This window comes from Pseudoxanthomonas suwonensis J47 (assembly GCF_000513955.1).
GTDB classification, from domain to species: Bacteria; Pseudomonadota; Gammaproteobacteria; order Xanthomonadales; family Xanthomonadaceae; genus Pseudoxanthomonas; species Pseudoxanthomonas suwonensis_C.
Window position 1 is genome coordinate 124227 of the sequence record NZ_KI911328.1, and the last position, 22036, is coordinate 146262.

The 22036-nt window shown below is 71.0% G+C and carries 23 protein-coding genes; 11 read left to right on the forward strand and 12 right to left on the reverse strand.

Annotated elements, in window-relative coordinates:
* Positions 1–67 precede the first annotated feature (67 nt).
* Positions 68–1297, forward strand: a complete 1230-nt coding sequence (gene ubiM / locus M503_RS0111930; protein WP_028918863.1) for a 5-demethoxyubiquinol-8 5-hydroxylase UbiM — start codon at positions 68–70, stop codon at positions 1295–1297.
* 12 nt (positions 1298–1309) lie between these two features.
* Here the strand turns inward: ubiM and M503_RS0111935 are convergent, their stop codons facing one another.
* The 7 genes from M503_RS0111935 to M503_RS0111965 form a co-directional block, all read right to left on the reverse strand.
* Positions 1310–1864, reverse strand: a complete 555-nt coding sequence (locus M503_RS0111935; RefSeq protein WP_028918864.1) for an NADPH-dependent FMN reductase — start codon at positions 1862–1864, stop codon at positions 1310–1312.
* A 155-nt stretch (positions 1865–2019) separates the two neighbouring features.
* The gene (locus tag M503_RS0111940) at positions 2020–4284 is read right to left on the reverse strand and encodes a thiamine pyrophosphate-dependent enzyme (protein WP_028918865.1); all 2265 of its coding nucleotides are present in this window, start codon (positions 4282–4284) and stop codon (positions 2020–2022) included.
* Positions 4281–4940, reverse strand: coding sequence for a glutathione S-transferase family protein (locus tag M503_RS0111945; protein WP_037061328.1), 660 nt, complete (start codon positions 4938–4940; stop codon positions 4281–4283). The genes M503_RS0111940 and M503_RS0111945 overlap by 4 nt, the downstream gene beginning before the upstream one ends.
* The gene (locus tag M503_RS0111950) at positions 4940–5488 is read right to left on the reverse strand and encodes a GNAT family N-acetyltransferase (protein ID WP_028918867.1); all 549 of its coding nucleotides are present in this window, start codon (positions 5486–5488) and stop codon (positions 4940–4942) included. Before M503_RS0111950 ends, M503_RS0111945 begins: the two co-directional genes overlap by 1 nt.
* Before the next feature lie 5 nt (positions 5489–5493).
* The gene (locus M503_RS0111955; protein ID WP_197017226.1) at positions 5494–7977 is read right to left on the reverse strand and encodes a DUF3857 domain-containing protein; all 2484 of its coding nucleotides are present in this window, start codon (positions 7975–7977) and stop codon (positions 5494–5496) included.
* 153 nt (positions 7978–8130) lie between these two features.
* Positions 8131–9294, reverse strand: a complete 1164-nt coding sequence (locus M503_RS0111960) for an acyl-CoA dehydrogenase family protein (RefSeq protein ID WP_024868874.1) — start codon at positions 9292–9294, stop codon at positions 8131–8133.
* A 158-nt stretch (positions 9295–9452) separates the two neighbouring features.
* Positions 9453–10283: a glycine zipper 2TM domain-containing protein gene (locus M503_RS0111965; protein ID WP_028918869.1), complete on the reverse strand. Its 831-nt coding sequence runs from the start codon at positions 10281–10283 to the stop codon at positions 9453–9455.
* Between the two features lie 160 nt (positions 10284–10443).
* Here M503_RS0111965 and M503_RS0111970 point away from each other — a divergent pair, with 160 nt between their 5' ends.
* A complete protein-coding gene (locus M503_RS0111970) occupies positions 10444–10665 on the forward strand; it encodes a DUF6116 family protein (protein WP_024868788.1) in 222 nt (73 codons plus the stop codon).
* 24 nt (positions 10666–10689) lie between these two features.
* On the forward strand, positions 10690–11472 hold the full coding sequence (locus M503_RS0111975) for a TatD family hydrolase (RefSeq protein ID WP_028918870.1): 783 nt from the start codon (positions 10690–10692) through the stop codon (positions 11470–11472).
* Positions 11473–11478: 6 nt separating this feature from the next.
* Here the strand turns inward: M503_RS0111975 and M503_RS0111980 are convergent, their stop codons facing one another.
* Entirely contained in the window at positions 11479–12273 is a 795-nt protein-coding gene (locus tag M503_RS0111980) for a tRNA threonylcarbamoyladenosine dehydratase (RefSeq protein ID WP_028918871.1), read from the reverse strand.
* 73 nt (positions 12274–12346) lie between these two features.
* Between M503_RS0111980 and M503_RS0111985 the strand changes: the two genes are divergently transcribed.
* Together M503_RS0111985 and M503_RS0111990 are read left to right on the forward strand one after the other, a co-directional pair.
* Complete coding sequence (locus M503_RS0111985) at positions 12347–12781, forward strand: cytochrome c (protein WP_028918872.1); 435 nt, start codon at positions 12347–12349, stop codon at positions 12779–12781.
* Positions 12782–12932: 151 nt separating this feature from the next.
* Positions 12933–13412 (forward strand): glycine zipper 2TM domain-containing protein, encoded by a 480-nt coding sequence (locus M503_RS0111990; RefSeq protein WP_024868785.1) that lies wholly within the window; start codon positions 12933–12935, stop codon positions 13410–13412.
* A gap of 106 nt (positions 13413–13518) precedes the next feature.
* Here M503_RS0111990 and M503_RS0111995 read toward each other — a convergent pair whose 3' ends face one another.
* Positions 13519–13728: a cold-shock protein gene (locus tag M503_RS0111995; protein ID WP_013535422.1), complete on the reverse strand. Its 210-nt coding sequence runs from the start codon at positions 13726–13728 to the stop codon at positions 13519–13521.
* Positions 13729–13982: 254 nt separating this feature from the next.
* Here M503_RS0111995 and M503_RS0112000 point away from each other — a divergent pair, with 254 nt between their 5' ends.
* The 4 genes from M503_RS0112000 to M503_RS0112015 all read left to right on the forward strand — a co-directional run bounded on the left by M503_RS0112000 (position 13983) and on the right by M503_RS0112015 (position 17259).
* Positions 13983–14468: a DUF456 domain-containing protein gene (locus tag M503_RS0112000; RefSeq protein WP_028918873.1), complete on the forward strand. Its 486-nt coding sequence runs from the start codon at positions 13983–13985 to the stop codon at positions 14466–14468.
* Positions 14469–14492: 24 nt separating this feature from the next.
* Positions 14493–15668: a phospholipase A gene (locus M503_RS0112005; RefSeq protein ID WP_037061332.1), complete on the forward strand. Its 1176-nt coding sequence runs from the start codon at positions 14493–14495 to the stop codon at positions 15666–15668.
* Between the two features lie 2 nt (positions 15669–15670).
* Complete coding sequence (gene arsC, locus M503_RS0112010) at positions 15671–16030, forward strand: arsenate reductase (glutaredoxin) (RefSeq protein WP_037061336.1); 360 nt, start codon at positions 15671–15673, stop codon at positions 16028–16030.
* Positions 16031–16149: 119 nt separating this feature from the next.
* Positions 16150–17259, forward strand: a complete 1110-nt coding sequence (locus M503_RS0112015) for a sterol desaturase family protein (protein ID WP_028918876.1) — start codon at positions 16150–16152, stop codon at positions 17257–17259.
* 12 nt (positions 17260–17271) lie between these two features.
* Here the strand turns inward: M503_RS0112015 and M503_RS0112020 are convergent, their stop codons facing one another.
* Both M503_RS0112020 and M503_RS0112025 read right to left on the reverse strand, forming a co-directional pair.
* Positions 17272–17910 carry a glutathione S-transferase family protein gene (locus M503_RS0112020; protein ID WP_028918877.1) on the reverse strand — a complete coding sequence of 213 codons (639 nt, stop codon included), beginning with the start codon at positions 17908–17910 and terminating at the stop codon, positions 17272–17274.
* A gap of 104 nt (positions 17911–18014) precedes the next feature.
* On the reverse strand, positions 18015–19544 hold the full coding sequence (locus M503_RS0112025) for a fumarate hydratase (protein ID WP_028918878.1): 1530 nt from the start codon (positions 19542–19544) through the stop codon (positions 18015–18017).
* Positions 19545–19665: 121 nt separating this feature from the next.
* Between M503_RS0112025 and M503_RS0112030 the strand changes: the two genes are divergently transcribed.
* Positions 19666–20583 carry an RNA polymerase sigma-70 factor gene (locus M503_RS0112030; protein WP_028918879.1) on the forward strand — a complete coding sequence of 306 codons (918 nt, stop codon included), beginning with the start codon at positions 19666–19668 and terminating at the stop codon, positions 20581–20583.
* A 33-nt stretch (positions 20584–20616) separates the two neighbouring features.
* Positions 20617–21057, forward strand: a complete 441-nt coding sequence (locus tag M503_RS0112035) for a carboxymuconolactone decarboxylase family protein (RefSeq protein ID WP_028918880.1) — start codon at positions 20617–20619, stop codon at positions 21055–21057.
* A 10-nt stretch (positions 21058–21067) separates the two neighbouring features.
* Here the strand turns inward: M503_RS0112035 and M503_RS0112040 are convergent, their stop codons facing one another.
* Entirely contained in the window at positions 21068–21952 is an 885-nt protein-coding gene (locus M503_RS0112040; RefSeq protein WP_028918881.1) for a LytTR family DNA-binding domain-containing protein, read from the reverse strand.
* Positions 21953–22036 lie beyond the last annotated feature (84 nt).

A 22036-nucleotide genomic window follows, 5' to 3' on the forward strand; every position in this document is an offset into this window, starting at 1 on the left:
CGCTTGATCGGGATCAGGGAGCCTCCACCGCCCCCGGCCTAAGCTGCGCCGACCACAGGAGGATGACATGCAATACGACGTCGCCATCGTCGGCGCCGGCCCGGTCGGGCTGTGCCTGGCCCGTGCCTTCGGCCTGCAGGGACTGCGCGTGGCCCTGGTCGAACGGCAGCCGCAGGCCGCGCTCGAGGAGCCGGCCTTCGACGGCCGCGAGATCGCCCTGACCCACGCCTCGATGCGCCTGCTGCGCGAGCTTGGCGCCTGGCAGCACATCCCCGCCAGCGAGGTGTTCCCGCTGCGCAGCGCGCGGGTGATGGACCGCGACCTGGCCCAGGAACTGACCGTTACCCCGCAGGGCGGCGAGGACCGGCTGGGCAACCTGGTCGCCAACCACCTGATCCGCCGCGCGGCCTGGCTGGCGATGCGCGAGACCGCGGGCGTGGACCTCTACACCGGCGCCCGCATCCAGACTGTGTACGCCGGCGCCGACGAGGCCCGCCTCGGCCTGGAGGACGGCAGCACCGTGCAGGCGCGCCTGCTGGTCGCCGCCGACAGCCGTTTCTCCGAGACCCGCCGGGCGCTGGGCATCGATGCCGACCTGCACGACTTCGGCAAGAGCATGCTGGTGTGCCGGATGCGCCACGAGCAGCCGCACCACCACGCGGCCTGGGAATGGTTCGGCCTGGACCAGACCCTGGCCCTGCTGCCGCTGGAGGAACACCTGGCCGGCGCGGTGCTGACCCTGCCCGGCGAACAGGCCCGCGCGCTTTCGCAGGCCGGGCCGGAGGCCTTCGCCCGCGAAATGGAACGCCGCTACGGCGGCCGCCTGGGGCGGATGGAACTGGCCGGCAGCCGCCACCTCTACCCGCTGGTGGCGACCTGGGCGCGGCGTTTCGTCGGCCCGCGCCTGGCCCTGGCCGGCGACGCGGCGGTGGGCATGCACCCGGTCACCGCGCACGGCTTCAACCTCGGCCTGGCCAGCGTCGAGCGCCTGTCCGACCTGGCCGCGACCGCGCTGCGCCAGGGCCGCGACCTCGGCGATCCGTTTCTGCTGGCCCGCTACGAGCGCCGCCACCGCCGCGGCAGCTGGCCGCTGTTCCAGGCGACCCGTGCGATCGTCGGGCTGTACACCGACGCGCGGCCGCCGGCGCGCTGGCTGCGCACGGCTGCGCTGCGCGCCAGCGCGGCGGTGCCGCCGTTCCGGCGCCTGCTCGCAGCCGGGCTGACCGATGCCGGCCCGGTCGACCCCACCCCGCTGCAACGCCTGCGCGCGGGCCTGGCCGCGCTGCGTCCGGGTTGACCGGCGCGGCGCTCAGCCGCGCTGGCGGACGATCCACTCCACGAAGCGGTCGACGAAATCCTCGAGGAATTCGCGGGTGTCCTGCACGGTGACCTTGCCGTCGGCGTCGACCAGCCCGTCCTTGAACTGGATGAACATCTCCGGCTGCGGCAGCACCGCCATGTCCAGGTAGGCAAGCACGTTGCGCAGGTGCTGCTGCGCCATCGCCGTGCCGATCGCGCCGGGCGAGGCGCCCAGCACCGCCGCCGGCAGGCCGGCGAAGGCGCTGTCGCCATAGGGGCGCGACGCCAGGTCGATGGCGTTCTTGAGCACGCCGGGGATCGAGCGGTTGTACTCGGGGGTGACGAACAGCACCGCGTCGGCGCTGCGCACCTGCTCCTTCAGCGCACGCCCCTCTTCCGGGTAGTCGCCATCGAAATCCTGGTTGTAGAGCGGCAGCCGGCCGATATCGACGTGGTCGAAGTCCAGGCGGTCCTCGCCCAGCCGTTCCACGGCCTTCGCCAGCAGGCGGTTGAACGATCCGCTGCGCAGGCTGCCGACGAATACCGCGACTCTTGGCTTGTCCATGGCCATGCTCCCGGGGGGTGTCCCGGGATGCTAGGCGCGCGGGCGATGGCGCCAGGTGAAGGCGCCGATGTGGCGCCTGGCCGCGCGGAGTCGCCTGCGCGCCCCTGTCCTGGCGGGCGCGCGGCGACAGCCCCGGCCGCCGCCGCGCTTCCGGCTCAGCCGGCCAGGTCGTTCGCCGCAGCGACGATGTCGTCCTCGCCCGGGATCACCATGAACGCGGCACCGGCCAGCGGCGTGTAGGTGTCGGCGCCGACCACGCGGCGGAACGGACGGCCGCCGAAGCCGCCCTCGATGATCGCGGTGATCACGCCCTCGCCCACGCCGGCGCTGCGCCGGCCCTCGTCGACGATCAGCAGGCGCTTCGCGCTGCGCGCCTGGTCGGCGATGAAGGCCTCGTTGAGCGGCACCAGCCAGCGCAGGTCTACCACGCGCACCTTCCAGCCATGCTCGGCCTCGATCCGGCGCGCGGCGCGCAGGCTCATCGGCACGCCGTTGCCGTAGGTGATGATCACCAGGTCGTCGTTGCCCTCGCCGTAGACGCGGCCCTCGCCCAGCGGCATCGCCTCGCCCTGTTCCGGATACGGGAACAGCCACTGGCCGTCGCCGGCCTCGTACAGGTCCTTGGTCATGTACAGCGCGATCGGCTCCAGGAACACCGCCACGCGACCGTCGACCCTGGCCAGCGCCGCCAGCGTGCGCAGCATGGTCGCCGCATCGTCGCCGCGCGACGGGCAGCCGACCACCAGGCCGGGGATGTCGCGCAGCGCGGTGATCGAGTTGTCGTTGTGGAAGTGGCCGCCGAAGCCGCGCTGGTAGCCGAGGCCGGCGATGCGCACCAGCATCGGGTTGGAATACTGGTTGTTGCTGAAGAACTGCAGCGAGCAGGCCTCGCCGCGGATCTGGTCGCAGGCGTTGTGGAAGTACGCCAGGTACTGGATCTCCGGCAGCGGCAGCATGCCCATGTTGGCGTAGCCCTGGGCCAGGCCGAGGATCATGGTCTCGTCCAGCAGCGTGTTGAACACGCGCGCGCCCTTGAACGCCTTCTGCAGGCCCTTGGTCACGGTGTAGACGCCGCCCTTCTGCGCCACGTCCTCGCCGAACAGCAGGGTCTCCGGGTACTTGGCCATCAGCTCGTGCAGGGCCTGGTTGATCTGGATCGCCAGGTGGCGCGGCGCCAGCTTCTCCGGCAGCTTGTCCTCGCCGCCGTAGGCGACGATGCGCGCCGCCTCCGGCGCCGGGCGCGCGGCCTCGGCGGCGACCGCGTCGGGCGTGTACGGCGCCAGCGGCGCGATGACCTCGGCCAGGCTGGACAGCTTCGGCCGGCGGTCGGCTTCCTCCGCGGCGGCGAAGCAGCGGCGACGGGTGGCCTCGTACAGCTCCAGCAGTTCGTCCTTCGAGTACAGGCCCGACTCCAGCGCGATCGCCGCACTGCGCAGCAGCGGATCGGTGGCTTCGACCGCGCACAGCTCCTCGATGCTGCGCCACTCGATCTCGAAGTCGGTGCCGGCGTGACCCATGATCCGGGTGGTGCGCAGGTGCAGGAAGGTCGGACGCCGGGTGCGGCGGCAGTGCTCCACCGCCGCCTGCACCTGGCCGTAGCCGTTGGCCAGGTCGAGGCCGTCGGCGTGGAAATAGTCCAGGCCCGGCATGTTGCGGAAGCGGTTGCCGATCCAGCCGTCCGGCGTCTTCACCGAGATGCCGATGCCGTTGTCCTCGCAGACGAACAGCACCGGCGCCGGCAGCTTCTGGTAGGCGGTCCAGGCCGCGGCGTTGAACGCGGTCTGCGCGGTGGCGTGGTTGGCCGAAGCGTCGCCGAAGGAGCAGATGGCGATGCTGTCGGCCGGCACCGGCAGTTCGTGGCCGATGCGCCGCGCCTGCTCGATCGCCACCGCGGTGCCCAGCGCCTTGGGCAGGTGGGAGGCGATCGTCGAGGTCTGCGGCAGCACCCACAACGGCTTGCTGCCCCACACCTTGTGGCGGCCGCCGGAGGCCGGGTCCTCGGCGCTGGCGGCGAAGCTCAGCGCCGAATCCATCACCGGGTCCATGCCCGGCAGCTTGCGGAAACGCTCGGCCATGAAGCCGCCGCTGCGGTAGTGCAGGAAGGCCGGATCGGTATGGCGGGTCAGCCGCGCCACCATCGCGTTGCCTTCGTGGCCGCTGCTGCCGATGGTGTAGAAGACCTTGTTCTGGACGCGCAGCACGCGCGCCATCAGGTCCAGGTGGCGGCTGATCAGCTGCGACTCGAACAGCTCGCGGAAGCCGCGTGCGTCCAGCGCGCTGCCGGGCAGGATCGGCGCGTCGTCGCGCGGGCGCGGCGCGGGCGTGCCGGGCCAGGCGCGGACCGCCTCGCTGAAGTTGCGGTCGCAGATTTCGGCGCGGTTGATGCCCTTCTTCCAGGCGGGGATCACGGGTGCGTTCATTCGCTCTTTCTGGGTTGGTCGGCAAGCGCGAAGCGGGCGACCGCCTCGGCGTCGTTGATGTGCATCGGCACGAAGCCCGGCGTGGCACGCACGCGCGCCAGCCAGGCGTCGATCGCCGGATACGGGGAAAGGTCGAAGCCGCCGTCGGCGGCGCAATGGGTGTAGGCGAACAGGGCGATGTCGGCCACGCCGTATTGCGGGCCGGTGAACCACCCGGCGTCCTGCAGGTGGCGTTCCATCACCGCCAGCGCCTCGTGGCCGCGTTCGTGCAGGCGCGGCAGGTCGGCGCGGCGCGGCGAATCGGCCGGGGTCCAGCCGCGGATGAAGCGGGCCACGGCGATGTACGGCTCGTGGCTGTACTGCTCGAAGAACAGCCACGACAGCGCCCGCGCCCGGTGCCAGGCATCATCGGGCAGCAGCGGCGTGCCTTCGGCCAGCCAGCACAGGATCGCGTCGGATTCGGGCAGGACGCGGCCGTCGTCCAGTTCCAGCAGCGGTACCCGGCCGTTGGGATTGAGCGCGAGGAATTCCTGCGTGCGGGTCGCGCCGCGCGGGGCGTCGACCTCGTTCCAGCGGTACGGACGGCCCAGCTGCTCCAGGGCCAGGCGCACCTTGTAGCAGTTGCCCGACATCGACATGCCATGCACGGTGATCATCACGACTGCTCCTTGCGGGCGCGCCACTGCGCGCGGGATTGCCCCCAGATCTCGACCGGCAGTTCGTGCATCGGCTCGGGCAGGCGGCCCATGTGCAGGTAACCCGAACCCAGCTTGGCCGCCACCGCCTTCGACTTCGTGTTCTCCGGGGCGATGGTGTGGATCACCTCGTCCCAGCCGAGCACGTCGAACGCCCAGTCCATGCACGCCGCCGCGGCTTCGGGCGCATAGCCCAGGCCCCAGCGGCTGCGCACGATGCTCCAGCCCACTTCCGGACCTGGCCAGCCTTCCGGTTGCCAGGGGCCGACGCGGCCGACCCATTCGCCGCTGGCCTTCTCGATCACCGAGAACATGGCATAGCCCTTCAGCTGCCAGGAGCCCACCATCGCCGCCAGTCCGCGCCACGCGACCGGCCGCGGCTGCAGTCCGCCGATGTGGCGGGTGGCCTCCTCGTCGGCGGTGAACGCGGCCCACGCCTCGAAATCCTCCTGGCGCGGCACGCGCAGCAGCAGGCGCGGGGTTTCGATGCGGGGCGATGCGGTGTCCATCGGCGTCATCCAGGCAACAGGGCGTAGACCAACACTAACGCCACGACGACCAGCGGCAACACGCCAAGAGTCACGGCCAGCAGGCCGCGCCGGTACGGTGCGCGGGCGACGGCGGCGCCGGCACCGGCCAGCGACAGCAGCCACCAGACCAGGCCGGCCAGCATCATCAGCAGGAAGACGAGCAACGAGGGCATCTGGCCCGGCGCGAAGTCCCTGCCATCGAGCAGGTCGAACCGGAAGCCCAGGGCAACCATCGCCAGCAGCAGGCACACGCCCATCGGCGCCAGCGACAGGCCGAAGGCGCGGCGCATCGCCGCCGGCTCGCCGTCGTGGCCGAGCGCAGCCAGCACCACGCGCAGCAGCCAGGCCAGGAACAGCCACCGCACGGCGAGGATGACCGCCCGGCCCAGCACGCCGCCGAGCGCCAGCACAGGCGGCTTGCTCGAGAACATGTCCACCGTGTCGAACACCAGTTCCAGCCCCAGCACCGCGACGCCGATCCCGATGCCGACGCCGAGGCCGCCGCTGGCCACGCGCAGGGCCGCGGTGCGGTGCGGGCGGTACATCATCCCCGCCCAGGCCCATTCGCGGCGCCGCCACCACAGCAGCGGCAGCAGCACCACGGCCAGGCCCAGCGACGCGGCCGGCCAGGCGAAGTCCGCCGCGCGGATGGCGGAAGGTTCATCCTCCGATTCCAGCACCACGCCGTAGCGCAGCAGTTCGCGCACCTTGAGCAGGTCGGTGCGCGCCTGCGCGTAACCTTCGGCCGGCACCTCGTCGGCAAGCCGCCGCCATTCGGCGACGACCACCAGCTCGCGGCCGTCCACCGAGATGTCGCGATCGAAGCGGAACCAGGGGTTCTCCACGCGCTGGTGGTCGGCCTCGATCTCCCAGCCATGCGGGTGCTCGCTGCGCACCGTGTGCCGCGCGAACCGCGGGCCGGCGAGCGCCAGCGGCGTGCGCCGGGTCCTGTCGGGCAGGCGCGGCACCCAGTCGAAAAGCTGGAACGGGATGATACCGAAGCCGTCGAATCCGTCCTCGCCGGTCCACTCCAGGCGGTAGCGCTCGCTGACCCGGGCGCCGTTGCCCTCGGCCTCGATCCGCGGTTCGCCCTGCCCGTCCAGGCCTTCGTAGAAGCCGCGCATGTAGGTCAGGTAGTCCTCGCCGACCTTGCCGGCGCCCCTGGATTCGAAGCGCTCGCGGATGTCCTCGGCCTGCCCCGGCGCGTACCGCGTGACCACCTCGAAATCCGCCGCGCCTTGCTGGTGGGAGCCGGAGAAACGCAGGCTCTGCTCGACCTCGACCTCCGGCCGTTGCGGGAACGGATACGGGATCTCCACCAGCCCCGCGGACCCTGCCGTGACCGGCAGGCCCAGGCGCAGGCCCAGCGGCGCGCGTGCGGCCAGCGGGCCCTGCTCGCGGTCGCGGGTCGCGTCGATCCAGACCTCGCCCTGCGGCAGGTACGCACGCGCGATGACGTGGTCGAAAGCGATCGGCGTCGGCGCGGCCTCGGCCAGGCGCGCGCGCTGCCCGGTATGGACCAGCACCGGTTCGGCGCGGATGCCGGCCTCGCGCAGCAGCGCGACCAGCAGCTGGGTCTTGTCCTTGCAGTCGCCAAAGCGCCGCTGCGCCACCAGTTCCGGCGGATTGGGCGCATGCGAATTCAGGCCCATGTCCAGCCCGGTGTAGCGGACCTCGCCCTGGACGAAGGCCACCGCCCGCAGCAGTGAACCTTCCGGGTCGGCGGGGTCCAGCTGCAGCTGCGTCGCCAGCGCGGCGGCCACGGCGCGATCCTGGAAGCGTCCCGGGTACAGCGGCAGCGCCCAGCGCACCACGTCGCCCCAGCCGGCCGCGGTGCTGGCTTCGATGTAACCACCCGGCTCGTACCCGGCCGGGGTGGAATCCTCGTCCTCGGCCGCCGGCAGGCCGCGGCCGCGCAGCACCACGCTGCGCACCGCGCCTTCGTCGCGCTCGCTGCGTTCGAAGCCGGGTACATCGGCGTAGACCCGCAACGGCATCGCGCGCGGATGGACGATGCGCACCTCGCGCAGGGCCACCGGCACGCCGTAGCGCGCGATCCAGTAGTCGTGGCGGCCCTCGCCGAAGACCGGGTTGTAGCCGTGGACGGTGAAGCGGTACTCGACGCGGTCGCCGACGCGGATGTCGGGGATGGTGACGGTCAGCGTGCGCCGGCCGTCGAGCAGGCCCGACTCCAGCCCGGATTCGCGGCGCAGCACCTCGATCCGCGAATCGGCGCGGCGGTCGATGCGGCGGCCGTCCCGCCACACGTCGACCGCGTGCAGGACCACGTCCTGGTACGCCGGCTGGTAGTGGATGTTGAAACGCCCCGCCTCGGCCAGGGCGCTTTCGCGGACCACGTCGTAGGCGACGCGGCGCCAGGCGGCCGGGCGCTCCGCGGTCAGGTCCAGGCCGTCGGCGACCACCAGGTAGCGCAGCCCGTCGGACGCGGTCTCGGCGGGCCCTTCCACCACTGCTTCCAGCGGCGCCGGCGCGACGTCATCGGCGAACCGGTAGTCCGCGGCCCGTCCTTCCGGAGCAAGGAGCGCCAGAACGCAGGCTACCGCCCATCCCCGATAGCGCCCCATTTTTCCCCCAGCGATCCGTCCGGACCGGTATCTTCGTCAGAAGGCGTTGATGCCGGTCAGCTCGCGCCCGATCACCAGCTGGTGCACGGTCTCGGTGCCCTCGTAGGTGATCACCGATTCCAGGTTCAGCGCGTGGCGGATCGCGGCGTGTTCGGTGGTGATGCCGGCGCCGCCGAGCAGGTCGCGGCATTCGCGCGCGATGTCGATGGCCATGCGGCAGTTGTTCCACTTGGCCAGCGAGACCTGCTGCGGCTGCATGGTGCCCGCGTCCTTGAGCCGGCCCAGCTGCAGCACCAGCAGCTGCGCCAGGGTGATGCGGCGGGCCATGTCGGCCAGCTTGATCTGCGCGCTCTGCGTCGCCGCCACCGGGCGGCCGAACAGGATGCGCTCCTTCGAGTAGTTCAGCGCCTCGTCCAGGCAGGCGATGGCCGCGCCGACCGGGCCCCAGGTGATGCCGTAGCGGGCCTGGGTCAGGCAGCCCAGCGGGCCCTTGAGGCCCTTGACATTGGGCAGGCGCGAGGAATCGGGCACGCGCACGTTGTCGAAGAACAGCGAGGAGGTCACCGAGGCGCGCAGCGACATCTTGTGCTTGATCTCCTGGGCGGTGAAGCCGGGCGTGCCCTTCTCCACGATGAAGCCCTGGATGCCCTCGTCGGTCTGCGCCCAGACGATGGCGATGTCGGCCAGGTTGCCGTTGGTGATCCACATCTTGGAGCCGTTGATGACCCAGTCGCCGCCGTCCTTCTTCGCGTGGGTCTTCATGTTGGCCGGGTCGGAACCGCCGTGCGGCTCGGTCAGGCCGAAGCAGCCGATCACCTCGCCGGCCGCCATGCGCGGCAGCCACTGCCGGCGCTGCTCCTCCGAGCCGTAGGCATAGATCGGGTACATGCACAGCGAGGACTGCACGCTGACGAAGCTGCGCAGGCCGCTGTCGCCGCGCTCCAGCTCCTGGCAGATCAGGCCGTAGCTGACCGCGTTGAGGCCGGCGCAGCCGTACTCCTCCGGCAGCGAGGAACCGAGCAGGCCGAGCGAGGCGATTTCCGGCACCAGCTCCTTCGGGAACCGCGCCTGGTCGAAGCACTCGCCGATGACCGGGAGGACGCGCTCGTCGGTGAACCGGGCCACCGCCTCCTGGACGGCGCGCTCCTCTTCGCTGAGCAGGGAACGCACGTCGAACAGGTCATAGGCAGGCAGGGCCATGGTCGTCTTCATCGGTGGTGGAATTGCCTCGATTGTATCGACGCGAACGGCGCCTCCGGGAGCCCCCCGCCGGCGCTTCGGCGATGCGCCGGCGAAACGCAAAGAAAAGGCCGGCACCTGGCCGGCCTTTCCTGCAACGGGCGTCGGAACGCCGGGGCTTACTGGCGCGTGGCGCCGGCGTCGTCCAGTTCGACCACCGCGGTGGAGGTCACGATCTTGCCGTCGACCACCGGCAGGCGGTCGCTGTCCGGCTTCTCGTCCAGGCGCAGGGTGCCCTCCTTGTCGTTGTAGCGGTAGGTCACGTCGTAGCCGACCACCTTGTCGGTGCTGCCCATCGCCACGCGGTTACCCGGCTTGCTGGCCATGCGCATGGTACCGGTGGTGCCGTCGGCATTGCGGTAGGTGACGTTGTAGCCGGTGACCTTGCTGGTCTCGGACACGGCCTGTTCGGTGCGGCACTGGCGCTCGGTGCGGGTGACGACCTTGCCGCCGACATGGCGCTTGTCGACCTGGTTGCCGATCACGCCGCCGGCGACCGCGCCGGCCGCGGTGGCGACCTTCTTGCCCTTGCCGCCGCCGACCTGGTTGCCGAGCAGGCCGCCGATGACCGCACCGGCGACGGTGCCGCCGACGTTGCCGTCCTTCTCCGGCAGGCGCTCCTCGACCACCACGTCCTCGCACACCTCGCGCGGCACGGTGGTCTGCTGGGTCTCTCGCACCGGCTCGGTGCCGATCACGGTGGCGTAGCGCTGTTCCTTCTGCTTCACCGGCTCGACCTTGATGATGTCGGCGTACTGCAGGGCGGGCGCGGTTTCCAGCTCGTCGCCGGCGCCAGGCGCGACGTCGTCCTGGACCAGCGACGGATCCTGCACGGGTGCTTCGATCGCTGCTTCGGGCTGGCGATCGCGACTGTTCATGAATGCCGCCGTGGCGATGCCTCCGACCAGCAGGGCACCGGCAGCGATCAGTACGGTAGTGGCTTGCTTCATGGTCCGGGCTCTCCTCGCGGGCACTCCCCGCGGCAACGATGGGGCAGATTGCAGCACGGCGAACCTGAATGGCGGACCGAACCCGGCGCGCCGCCGCTTTCCGATCGTACACCGCGCTCGTGCTAGCTTTCCGCGCGTACTCCCGCGCGAGCCAGACGCCATGCCCAGTCCCCTGCTGCTGCCCCTCCTGCAATGGGCCCGCGGCCTGCGTTTCCCGACGCTGTTCGCGTTCACCGCGGCGGCGTTCCTGGTAAACCTCGTGCTGCCCGATCCCCTGCCCTTCGTCGACGAGCTGGCCTTCGGCCTGGCCACGCTGCTGCTGGCCAACTGGAAGCGGCGCAAGGATCCGCAGGTCGTCCACGACACCGCGCGCCGGCGCTGAGCACCGCGCCGGCAAGACAACCGCATGGACCTGGTCGACAGCCACTGCCACCTCGATGCGGCGGAATTTGACGGCGATCGCACTTCCGTGATCGAGCGCGCGCGCGCGGCCGGCGTGCGCCGGCAGTTGGTGCCGGCGGTGACCGCGGCCAGCTGGCCGAAGCTGCGCGAGGTGTGCCGCGCCAGCCCCGGGCTGTTCCCCGCGTACGGCCTGCACCCGACTTTCCTCGCCGAACACCGTCCGGCCGACCTCGATGCGCTGGGCGAATGGATCGAGCGCGAGCGGCCGCTGGCGATCGGCGAATGCGGCCTGGACTACTTCGTCGAAGGCCTCGATCCGCAGGAGCAGGCGCGCTATTTCGACGGCCAGCTGAAGCTGGCGCGCGATACCGGCCTGCCGGTGATCGTGCATGCACGGCGCGCGGTCGACGCGGTGACCGCATCGATCCGTCGCATCGGCGGCGAACGCGGACTGCGCGGCGTGGTGCACAGCTTCTCCGGCAGTCCCGAACAGGCGCGGCAGCTGTGGAAGCTCGGCTTCATGCTCGGCCTCGGTGGTCCGCTCACCTACGAGCGCGCGCAGCGCCTGCGCCGGCTGGTGGCGTCGATGCCGCTGGAATTCCTGCTGCTGGAAACCGACGCGCCCGACCAGCCCGATGCCGGCATCCGCGGCCAGCGCAACGAACCGGCGCGCCTGCTGCGCGTGCTCGAAACCGTGGCCGGGCTGCGCGGGCAGGCGCCCGAGGACATCGCCGCGGCGACCAGCGCCAATGCCGAACGCCTGTTCGGCCTTCCGGCCGCCGCCTGAGCGCGGTCAGGCCGCGCGCGTCTTCAGCAGCATCTCCAGCGCCTTGCCCGCCGCGGCGAAGGCGAAGGTGCCGGTGATGTGGGTGGCCGCGCCGAGGCCGGCGCCGCAGTCCAGCTTCAACGCCGCGTCCGCGCCCAGCTGCGGGCGCACGCCGCAGACCGTGCCGTCGGGCTGCGGGTACTTCACGTTTTCCAGCGAATACACCGCCGGCACGCCGAAGTAGCGCTGCGGGTTCTTCGGGAAGGCGAACTCGCCGCGCAGCTTCTTGCGCACCAGCGCCAGCATCGCGTCGTGCTCGGTGCGCGAGAGGTCGCGCACGCGCACCAGGGTCGGGTCGGTGCGGCCGCCGGCCGAACCGACGGTGATCACCGGCTGCTTGCGCCGGCGGCACCAGGCGATGGCCTCGACCTTGGTGCGGAAGCTGTCGCAGGCGTCGACCACCAGGTCCGGGCGGCTGCCCAGCAGTTCCTCCAGGTTGGAACCGGTGAGGAACGATTGCACCGGCCGGGCGTCGATCGCCGGGTTGATCGCGCGGCAGCGCTCGGCCATGGCCTCGGCCTTGCTGCGTCCGTACTGGCCGGCCAGCGCCGGCAGCTGGCGGTTGGTGTTGGACACGCACAGGTCGTCGGCATCGATCAGCTCGATCGTGCCGACCGCCGAACGCGCCAGCGCCTCCACCAGCCACGAGCCGACGCCGCCGAGGCCGACCACGGCCACGCGCATGCGCGAAAGGTGTTCCACGGCGCCACGGCCGTACAGCCGGTCCACGCCGGCGAAGCGTTCGAGGAGGGATGCATCCATCCGCGCATTCTAGCGGGCGCGCGGGGGCCGGCCCTATCATGCCCCGCCATTACAACCCGCAAGGAGATGCTGCATGACCCCCCAGGAAACCCGGGCCAAGGGCAACGCCGGACGCTACCTGTTCCTGTTCCTGCTCGGCCTGGTGGTCGGCGCCGTCGCCGCGGTGATGCTGCTGCGCGCGCTGCAGGCGCGCACCGATCCCTTCCCGGAGGCGCTGATGAACGTCATGGCGCACCAGTCCGGGCAGCTGCGCGACGCAGCCAAGGCCAACCGCTGCACCGCCAGCGACGCGCTGCCGCGCCTGCAGTCGCTGCGCGCGCTGTCCAACGACGTCGAAGCCGCCTTCCCCGGCCTGCGTGACGACGCGCGCTTCAACGAAGCGGCCAGCAACCTGCGCGCGGCGCTGGACGAGGCGCTGGCCGCGCCGCCTGCGGACTGCGCGCAGCTGGCCGCGGTCAATGAGCGCGTCGGCCAGGGTTGCAAGGACTGCCATCGCGATTTCCGCTGAACCGCGGCTGATACGACGCGGGCGCCGCCGGCGTCGCATGGCTCCGGTTGGCGCCCCGTTCACGCGGGCCGAAACACGATGGCCCCGGCGCGATGAAACGCACAGTGCCGCCCACCCTCGTCCGCGATTCGTCACCAAGGAGAGACATGCGATGAAGCAGAGCCACCTGATCGGACTCGCCGCCACCGGCGTGCTGGTACTCGCCGGCTGCACCACTTCGCCGAACTACGGTTCCGGCGGCTACTACGGCAGCTCCGCCCCGGCCTATCCCTCGCAGACCCGTTGCGCCGACTGCGGCCTGGTGACGCGCATCGACGCGATCGGCTCGGGCCGCAGCGCGCCTTCGGCCACCGGGGCGGTGCTGGGCGGCATCGTCGGCGCGGTTGCCGGCCACGAGATCTCGGACAAGACCGGCGGCAGCAAGGGCAACCAGAACGTGGCTGCCGTCGCCGGCGCCGCCGCGGGCGCCATGGCCGGCAACGCCATCCAGAAGCGCGTCACCGGCGACAGCTACGACATCCACGTGCGCATGGACGACGGCCGCACCGTGGTGATCAACCAGCGCGACCTCGGCGGCATCCGCGAGAACACCTACGTGCGCGTGGTCAACGGCAAGGTGATCCTGCGCTGAGGCATCCGCCTGGCAAGGCACGCGCCGGTCCCGGGCGGAACGGCGCCCGCGAAAAAGAACGGCCCGCCAATGGCGGGCCGTTCCGGTTCCGGGTTTTCGCAGTGCCTCAGGCGGCCTGGACCGCGTCGGCCTGCAGGCCCTTCTGGCCCTGGACGACGGTGAAGGTGACCTTCTGGCCTTCCTTCAGGCTCTTGAAGCCCTGCATCTGGATGGCGCGGAAGTGCACGAACACGTCCTCGCCGTTCTCACGACTGATGAATCCGAATCCCTTGGCATCGTTGAACCACTTGACGGTGCCGGTCTCGCGCTCTGCCATTACGGGTGACTCCTCGAACTTTGCTGGGTGGTGGTTACGCCGTTGCCGCGGCGGCTGGTTGCAAGGAGTACGCGAGGTGTAACGATGTAGCGGACCATCACCATCACATCTGGACCTACCGCATCAGGCCACGGTTCACGTGACCTTGCCAAGCGCAGCGGGCCCAAACTTACCCCTCGTTCAGGGGAAATGCAATCATGCCCCGGGACCCGGCCCGGGGAGGCCGGGCCGGCCGGAATCGAGACCCCTCTCCCATGGATCCCACCGTCTTCTGGTACGTCATCGCCGCGATCCTCGTCCTGGTCGGGCTGGCCGGCGTCGTACTCCCCGCCCTGCCCGGCCTGCCGCTGGTCTTCCTCGGCATGCTGCTGGCGGCCTGGGCCGGGGATTTCGAGCGGATCGGGCCGCTGGCCCTGGTCCTGCTCGGCCTGCTGACCGTGCTGTCGATCGTGGCCGACTTCCTCGCCACCGCCGCCGGTGCAAAGCGCGTCGGGGCCGGGCCGATGGCGGTCTGGGGCGCGGCGCTGGGCACCCTGGCCGGCCTGTTCTTCGGCCCGCTCGGCCTGATCGCCGGCCCGTTCATCGGCGCCCTGCTCGGCGAGCTGTGGCATACCCGGGCCCTGCGCCGCGCCACCCGCGTCGGCCTGGCCACCTGGGTCGGCCTGCTGCTGGGCACGGTGCTCAAGCTGGCGCTGGCCTTCGCCATGCTCGGCCTGTTTGTGCTGGCCTGGTTTCTCTGATTCCCCTATTCATCTGTACAGGAGATGCTTTTGAAACGGATATCGCCCCTCGCCCCGCTGGCCTGTGTCCTGGCCGGCGGTGTGGCAACGGCCGCCACGGCGCAGGAAATCACCGCCCGCCCGGCCACGGCCGAAGCCTGCCTGGCCATCGCCTCCGGCGCCCAGCGCCTGGCCTGCTACGACGCCGCCCTGGGCTACCAGTCGCCCGGCCCGGCCGAAGCCGACCGCGCCGCGGAGGACGCGGCGGCCAGCATCCAGCGCGCGCAGGAGCAGGCCGAGGCCGCGGCGGAAGCCGCGGGGATCAGGCGGCGTCCGCTGGAGCTGTTCCGCAACGAGGACCTCGAAGGCGATCCGGCCAATGTCCGCGCCGTGGCCAACGCCGGCCGCGGCTCGCTGCTGGACAGCCGCTGGGAGCTGGCCAAGGACTCCAAGCTCGGCATCTTCCAGCTGCGCGCCTACAAGCCGGTGTACGCGCTGCCGGCGTTCTGGACCAGCAAGCCGAACACGCTGCCGCACTCGCCCAACCCGAACAACACCGCCACCACGCCGGAAGCGCTGGATGCCGTGGAGGCCAAGTTCCAGATCAGCTTCAAGACCAAGCTGGCCGAGGACGTGTTCGGCGACAACGGCGACGTCTGGGCCGGTTACACCCAGAGCTCGCGCTGGCAGGCCTACAACTCCGGGATCTCGCGTCCGTTCCGCGAGACCAACTACGAACCGGAAGTGATGCTGGTGTTCCGCAACAACTACAGCCTGTTCGGCTGGAAGGGGCGGATGATGGGCGTCGGCATCAACCACCAGTCCAACGGCCGCAGCGACCCGCTGTCGCGCAGCTGGAACCGTGTCATCTTCACCGCCGGACTGGACCGCGAGAACTGGGCCTTCGTGGTCCGCCCCTGGTACCGGATCAGCGAGGGCGCGCGCGAGGACAACAACCCGGACATCGAGGACTACATCGGCCGCGGCGACGCGATGCTGGTGTACAACCGCAACGGCCACGAGCTGAGCCTGACCGGCCGCCATTCGCTGCGCGGCGGCGACCGTTCGAACGGCTCGCTGCAGCTGGACTGGGGTTTCCCGATCACCAACCTGCTGCGCGGCCACGTCCAGGTGTTCGACGGCTATGGCGAGAGCCTGATCGACTACAACCACCGCGCCACGTACATTGGCGTCGGTTTCGCACTGCTGGAGTGGTTCTGAGGATGGGCGGCAACAAGGACACGGTGACGATCTGGCACAACCCGCGCTGCGGCAATTCGCGCGGCGCGCTGCAGCTGCTGCGCGAACGCGGCATCGAGCCGGTGGTCGTCGACTACCTGGCCAACCCGCCGGACCGCGCGACCTTGCTGGAGGTCGCCACCGACAGCAGCGTCGGCCTGCGCGGCCTGGTCCGCGAGAAGGAAGCGGTGTTCGCCGGGCTGGGACTGGCCGATGCCGACGACGACACCCTGCTGGACGCCATGCTCGCCCACCCGATCCTGATCAACCGGCCGGTGGTCATCACCGCCCGCGGCACCCGCCTGTGCCGGCCGCCGGAGAAGGTGCTGGAACTGCTGGACTGACGGCGCGGCAGCGCCTTCGGGACGCGGCGTCCACCTGGACGCCGCAGCCGGGGCGATTCCTTCGGAGCGTGCCGGTCCCGCTATGATCGTGGCGCCACCGGCCCCTGGGGAGCGCCGCCATGCAAGCGCATCGCCATCCTCCGTTCGCCGCCGGCGCGTCGGCCCTGCTCGGCGTGCTGAGCCTGCTGGCGGTGCTGTGCTTCCACTTCCCCGAGCTGCTGACCAGCCGCGAGTTCCGCGCGGCCTACAGCGAGCAGTTCGCGCGCCAGCTGCTGCTGGTCGGCCTGGTCGCCGCCTTCGTGCTCGGCACCGTGTCGGTGCTGCGCGGCCGTGGCCGCCGCATCGCGCTGATCGGCGTGGGCAGCGCCACCCTGGCCGTGCTGCTGGGCGGGACCAACGTGCAGTTCGACGCGATCGGGCAGACGCCGTACTCGCTGGGCATGGACTGGTTCGTGCTGTCGCTGTTCTTCTCGGCGCTGGTGTTCGTGCCGCTGGAGCGCTACCTCGGCCAGCGCCGGCTGTCGCCGCTGCGCAACGGCTGGCGTACCGACCTGGCGTATTTCTTCATGGGCCACGTGCTGGTCCAGTTCGTGCTGATCCTGGTCACCGCCTCGACCTCGACGGTGGCCGCGCTGGCCGCGTTCCCGGCACTGAAGGCGGCGATCCAGTCGCTGCCGGGCTGGCTGCAGTTCCTGGTCGCGGTGTTCGTCGCCGACCTCAGCCAGGCGCTGCTGCACCGCGCCTACCACAACGTCCCCTGGCTGTGGCGCTTCCATGCCGTGCACCACTCCTGCCGCGAGCTGGACTGGCTGGCCGGCTCGCGCATGCACCTGGTCGAGATCGTCCTGACCCGCAGCCTGGTCCTGCTGCCGCTCCTGATGCTCGGCTTCGCGCAGCCGGTGGTGAACGCCTACGTGATCCTGGTCGGACTGCAGGCGGTGCTGGCCCACGCCAACCTCGGCATCCGCTTCGGCTGGCTGGAATACGTGCTGGTGCTGCCGCGCTACCACCACTGGCACCACGCCCGCCACGGCGAATGGGTGGACGCCAACTACGCCATCCACCTGCCGCTGGTGGACATGCTGATGGGCACCTTCCGCCTGCCGCGCGACGGCAGCTGGCCGCCGGAGTACGGGGTCATGGAACTGGAGAGCGTGCCACGCGGGATCCTGCGCCAGCACCTGATGCCGTTCCAGCGCCGGCGCCGCTACGAGGACCACGTGCGCTGACGCAGCGCCGGCTCAGGTCCAGTCGCTGAGGCCCTCGCGGCGGTAGACCTCGGCGAAGCTGGGCAGCGACTTCATCCGCCTCGCGTAGTCGCGCAGCACCGGCCAAGTGTCGGTCGGCTTCGGCATGTTGCGCGACCAGCGCATCAGCATGGTCAGGACGAAGTCCACCGCCGTGCGCTGCCCGCCGAGCATGTACGGGCCGCCCTCGCGTTCGAGGTGGTCGGCCACCTGCTGCCACGCCGCCTCCAGCGCCGCGCGCGCCTGCGCCTTCGCCGCCTCCTGGTGCGCCGCGCCGGCCGGCTCGGTGGGATAGAACCAGGCGCGGTAATGCGGCATCAGCGTGTACACGCAGAAGCACATCCAGCGGTAGTAGTCGCCGCGCGCCGGCGTGCCCGGCGCCGGCGCCAGCCCGGCCTGCGGATACAGGTCGGCCAGGTGCATGGCGATGGCCGCCGACTCGGTGAGCACCTGGCCGTCGATCACCAGGGTGGGTACGCGGCCGGCGGGATTGAGCGCCAGGTATTCCGGCGACTTCTGCTCGCGCCTGTCGAAGTCCAGCTGGCGCAGCTCGTGTCCGATGCCCAGTTCGACCAGCAGCCAGTGCACCACCAGCGAGGCGGTGCTTTGGGAACCGTAGAGGACGACGGACATCGCGCAGCTCCTGGCAGGGACCGGCCGATTATCACCTGCCACGCCCCAACGAGAACGGGCCGGCATTGCTGCCGGCCCGTCCGTGCGAAGCGATGGAGCCTGGCTCAGGCCACGACCACCGGGATCTTGCCGATCCGGGCCTGCCACTGCTTCGGGCCGGTCCTGTGGACCGATTCGCCGGTCGAATCCACGGCGACGGTCACCGGCATGTCCTTGACCTCGAACTCGTAGATCGCCTCCATGCCCAGGTCCTCGAACGCGACCACGCGGCTGGCCTTGATCGCCTTGGACACCAGGTAGGCCGAGCCGCCGACCGCCATCAGGTACACGGCCTTGTTGTCGCGGATGGCGTCGATCGCCGCCTCGCCACGCTCGGCCTTGCCGACCATGCCCAGCAGGCCGGTCTGCTCCAGCATCTGCCGGGTGAACTTGTCCATGCGGGTGGCGGTGGTCGGGCCGGCCGGGCCGACGACCTCGTCGCGCACCGGATCGACCGGGCCGACGTAGTAGATGAAGCGGTTGGTGAAGTCCACCGGCAGCTTCTCGCCCCGGTTGAGCATGTCGACCATGCGCTTGTGCGCGGCGTCGCGGCCGGTCAGCAGCTTGCCGTTGAGCAGCAGGACCTCGCCCGGCTTGAAGCTGGCCACTTCCTCGCGGGTGATGCTGTCCAGGTCCACGCGGCGGGCGTTGGTCGGGTTGTAGGTCAGCTTCGGCCAGTCCTCCAGCGACGGCGGATCCAGCGCGACCGGGCCGCTGCCGTCGAGGGTGAAGTGGGCGTGGCGGGTGGCCGCGCAGTTCGGGATCATCGCCACCGGCAGGTTGGCCGCGTGGGTCGGGTAATCCTTGATCTTGATGTCCAGCACCGTGGTCAGGCCGCCCAGGCCCTGGGCGCCGATGCCCAGCGCGTTGACCTTCTCGTACAGCTCCAGGCGCAGCTCCTCGACCCGGTTGGACGGACCGCGGGCGATGAGGTCCTGGATGTCGATCGGCTCCATCAGCGCTTCCTTGGCCAGCAGCATCGCCTTCTCGGCGGTGCCGCCGATGCCGATGCCGAGCATGCCCGGCGGGCACCAGCCGGCGCCCATGGTCGGCACGGTCTTCATCACCCAGTCGACGATCGAGTCGGACGGGTTGAGCATGGCGAACTTGCTCTTGGCCTCCGAGCCGCCGCCCTTGGCCGCGACGATCACGTCGACCCTGTTGCCGGGGACGACCTTCACGTTGACCACGGCCGGGGTGTTGTCGCGGGTGTTCTGGCGCTTGCCGGCCGGATCGGCCAGCACCGAGGCGCGCAGCTTGTTGTCCGGGTGGTTGTAGGCGCGGCGCACGCCCTCGTTGACCATGTCCTCCACGCCCATGGTCGCGTCATCCCAGCGCACGTTCATGCCGATCTCGAGGAACACGGTGACGATGCCGGTGTCCTGGCAGATCGGGCGGTGGCCCTCGGCGCACATGCGCGAGTTGATCAGGATCTGCGCCATCGCGTCCTTGGCCGCCGGCGATTCCTCGCGCTCGTACGCGGCAGCGAGGTTCCGGATGTAGTCGACCGGGTGGTAGTAGCTGATGTACTGCAGCGCGTCGGCGACGGACTGGATCAGGTCTTCCTGCCTGATCGAAACCGGGGTGGAGGACACGGAAACGGGGGAAGCGGTCACGGCTGGCTCTTGGCGGGCGGAAAACCCGCCCATTTTAGGCCAAAGTGGGTCCCCGGCCGGGGCCTGTCACACCGGCACACGCTGTTCCGTCCTGGTATCCATGGAACCTGTTGATCCTTTCCATCGACATCAGCCACGCCTGCTGGCGCTGGCCTACCGCCTGCTCGGGACCCGGGCCGACGCCGAGGACGTGGTGCAGGACGTGTGGCTGCGCTGGCACCAGGCCGACCGCGCCGCGATCGCCGACCCGGAAGCCTGGCTGGTGACCACCGCCACCCGGCTGGGGATCGACCGCCTGCGCGCCGCCCGCCGCCGGCGCGAGGCCTATCCGGGCCCCTGGCTGCCGGAACCGGCCTCGATCGCCGCCGAGGCCCCGGCCGCGAACGAGGCCGCCGACGAGGCGCCTGGCCCGGCGCGGGCGCTGGAACGGGCCGAGGAGGTCTCGCTCGCCTTCCTGGCCGTGCTGGAACGGCTGGGCCCGGAGGAGCGCGCGGCGTTCCTGCTGCGCGAGGTGTTCGAGCACGACTACGCCGCGATCGCCGCCCTGCTCGAACGCAGCGAGGCCGCGTGCCGGCAGATGGTGCACCGGGCCCGCGCACGGGTGGCGGAGGCGCGACCGCGCTTCGGCGTCGATCCGCGCCACCATCGCGTCCTGCTCGAGAAGTTCATGCACGCCGCGCGCGATGGCGACCGCGAGGCGGTGCAGGCCCTGCTCCACGCCGACGCGCAGCTGCTCTCCGACGGCGGCGGCAAGGTACTGGCGGCGATCCGGCCGCTGCACGGCGCCGAGCGCATCGCCCGGCTGTTCTGGGCGGTGGCACGCCGGCGCGACCCGGCGGTGCGCTGGCAGCTCGGCCTCGCCAATGGCGAACCGGCGATCCTGCGCTACCGCGAAGGCAGGCTGGTCGGCCTCACCGTGGCCGCCAGCGAAGGCGGCCGCATCACCGCCCTCTACACCGTCGCCAACCCGGACAAGCTCGCTGTCACAAACGCATCGGCCGGCGCGTCCTGGTGGTGAAGGTGGCCATGGTGGCCACCGGAGCCCACCTGCATGAACTTCCACCGCGTCGAATACCCCAGGCACGTCCCCGCCGCCTTCAAGGCGCTGTATGCCGCCAGCACTGCCGTCCACGAGGGCGTCCTCGAACCCGCCCTGGTCGAGCTGGTGTTCCTGCGCGTATCGCAGCTCAACGGCTGCGCCTACTGCCTGGACATGCACGCGACCGCGCTGCGCAAGGCCGGCGTCGATCCGCGCAAGCTCGACACCCTGGCCGGCTGGCGCGACAGCCGCTTCTTCGATCCGCGCGAGCGCGCCGCCCTGGCCTGGGCCGAGGCGCTCGCCACCCTGCCCTCGGGCGCGCCGGCCGACGCCACCTACGAGGCGCTGGAGGCGCACTTCGACGAGGCCGGCATCGCCACGCTGACCATGGCCGTGGCGCTGATCAATGCCTGGAACCGGCTCGGCGTGGGCCTGCAGCCCGAGCTGCCGTAAGCGGCGCCGCTCAGCCCTGCGCGTCGAAGCGTTCGCGCAGGGCCTGGCGGTAGCGCCGGCTGCACGGCAGCACGCTGCCGTCCTTCAGGTGCACGCGGGCGTCGCCGCTGTCCAGCGGCTCGATCGAAACGACCTGGGCCAGGGCGACCACGTGGCTGCGGTGGATCCGCGCGAACCGGCGCGGGTCCAGCTGCTCCTCGACCCGCGCCAGGGTGCTGCGCAGCGGGTAGTCGCGGCCGCGCACGTGCAGGTTCACGTAGTTGCCCGAGGCCTGCAGCCATTCGACCTCGTCGATCGCCACCAGGAACTCGCGGCCCAGCTTGCGCACCAGGAAGCGCTCCGGCCGCGGTGCCGGTCCGGCCGCCGGGCCGTCCTCCTCCACGCCGCTCCCCGGCAGGCTGGCCTCGCCCTGCCAGCGCCGCATCAGGAAGCGGTAGCCCTCCATCAGCACCACGGCCCCGGCGAAGTCGCGCGCGTCCTTCAGGTACTCGTAGCCCAGCCCGCGCGGCCACGAGCCGAAGTCGTAGTTGCCGCCCATGGCCCGGTAGGCCAGCTCGCGCAGGCCGACCATGGCCAGCACGTGGACCAGGCACATGACCATGCTGGCCGCCAGGTACAGCGCCAGCCGCTGCCGCCACAGGTGCCAGTACAGCGGGAAGCGGCCGGTGAACCAGGCCAGCCCCGGGATCAGCACGAGCAGCCAGACCAGGGCGCTGGTGCCCTCCCATACCACCGGCTCCCATGCCGCCGACCCGGCGCCGAAGCGGCGCAGGTCGATCAGGGTGGTCAGGCTGTTGCCGAGGAAGTTGGCCAGGATCAGCGCGGTCCACAGCCCTGCTTCGACCCAGGGTTTCCACGGGAGGTAACGCTGGTAGGACAGGGGCTCGGTCGGCATCGGCGCATTCTAGCCAGCCGGCCCTGCGACCAGCCCCGTTTCGTCCCTGCGGGCCCGCGATCCGTCCCTGCGCCGGTTCCACTC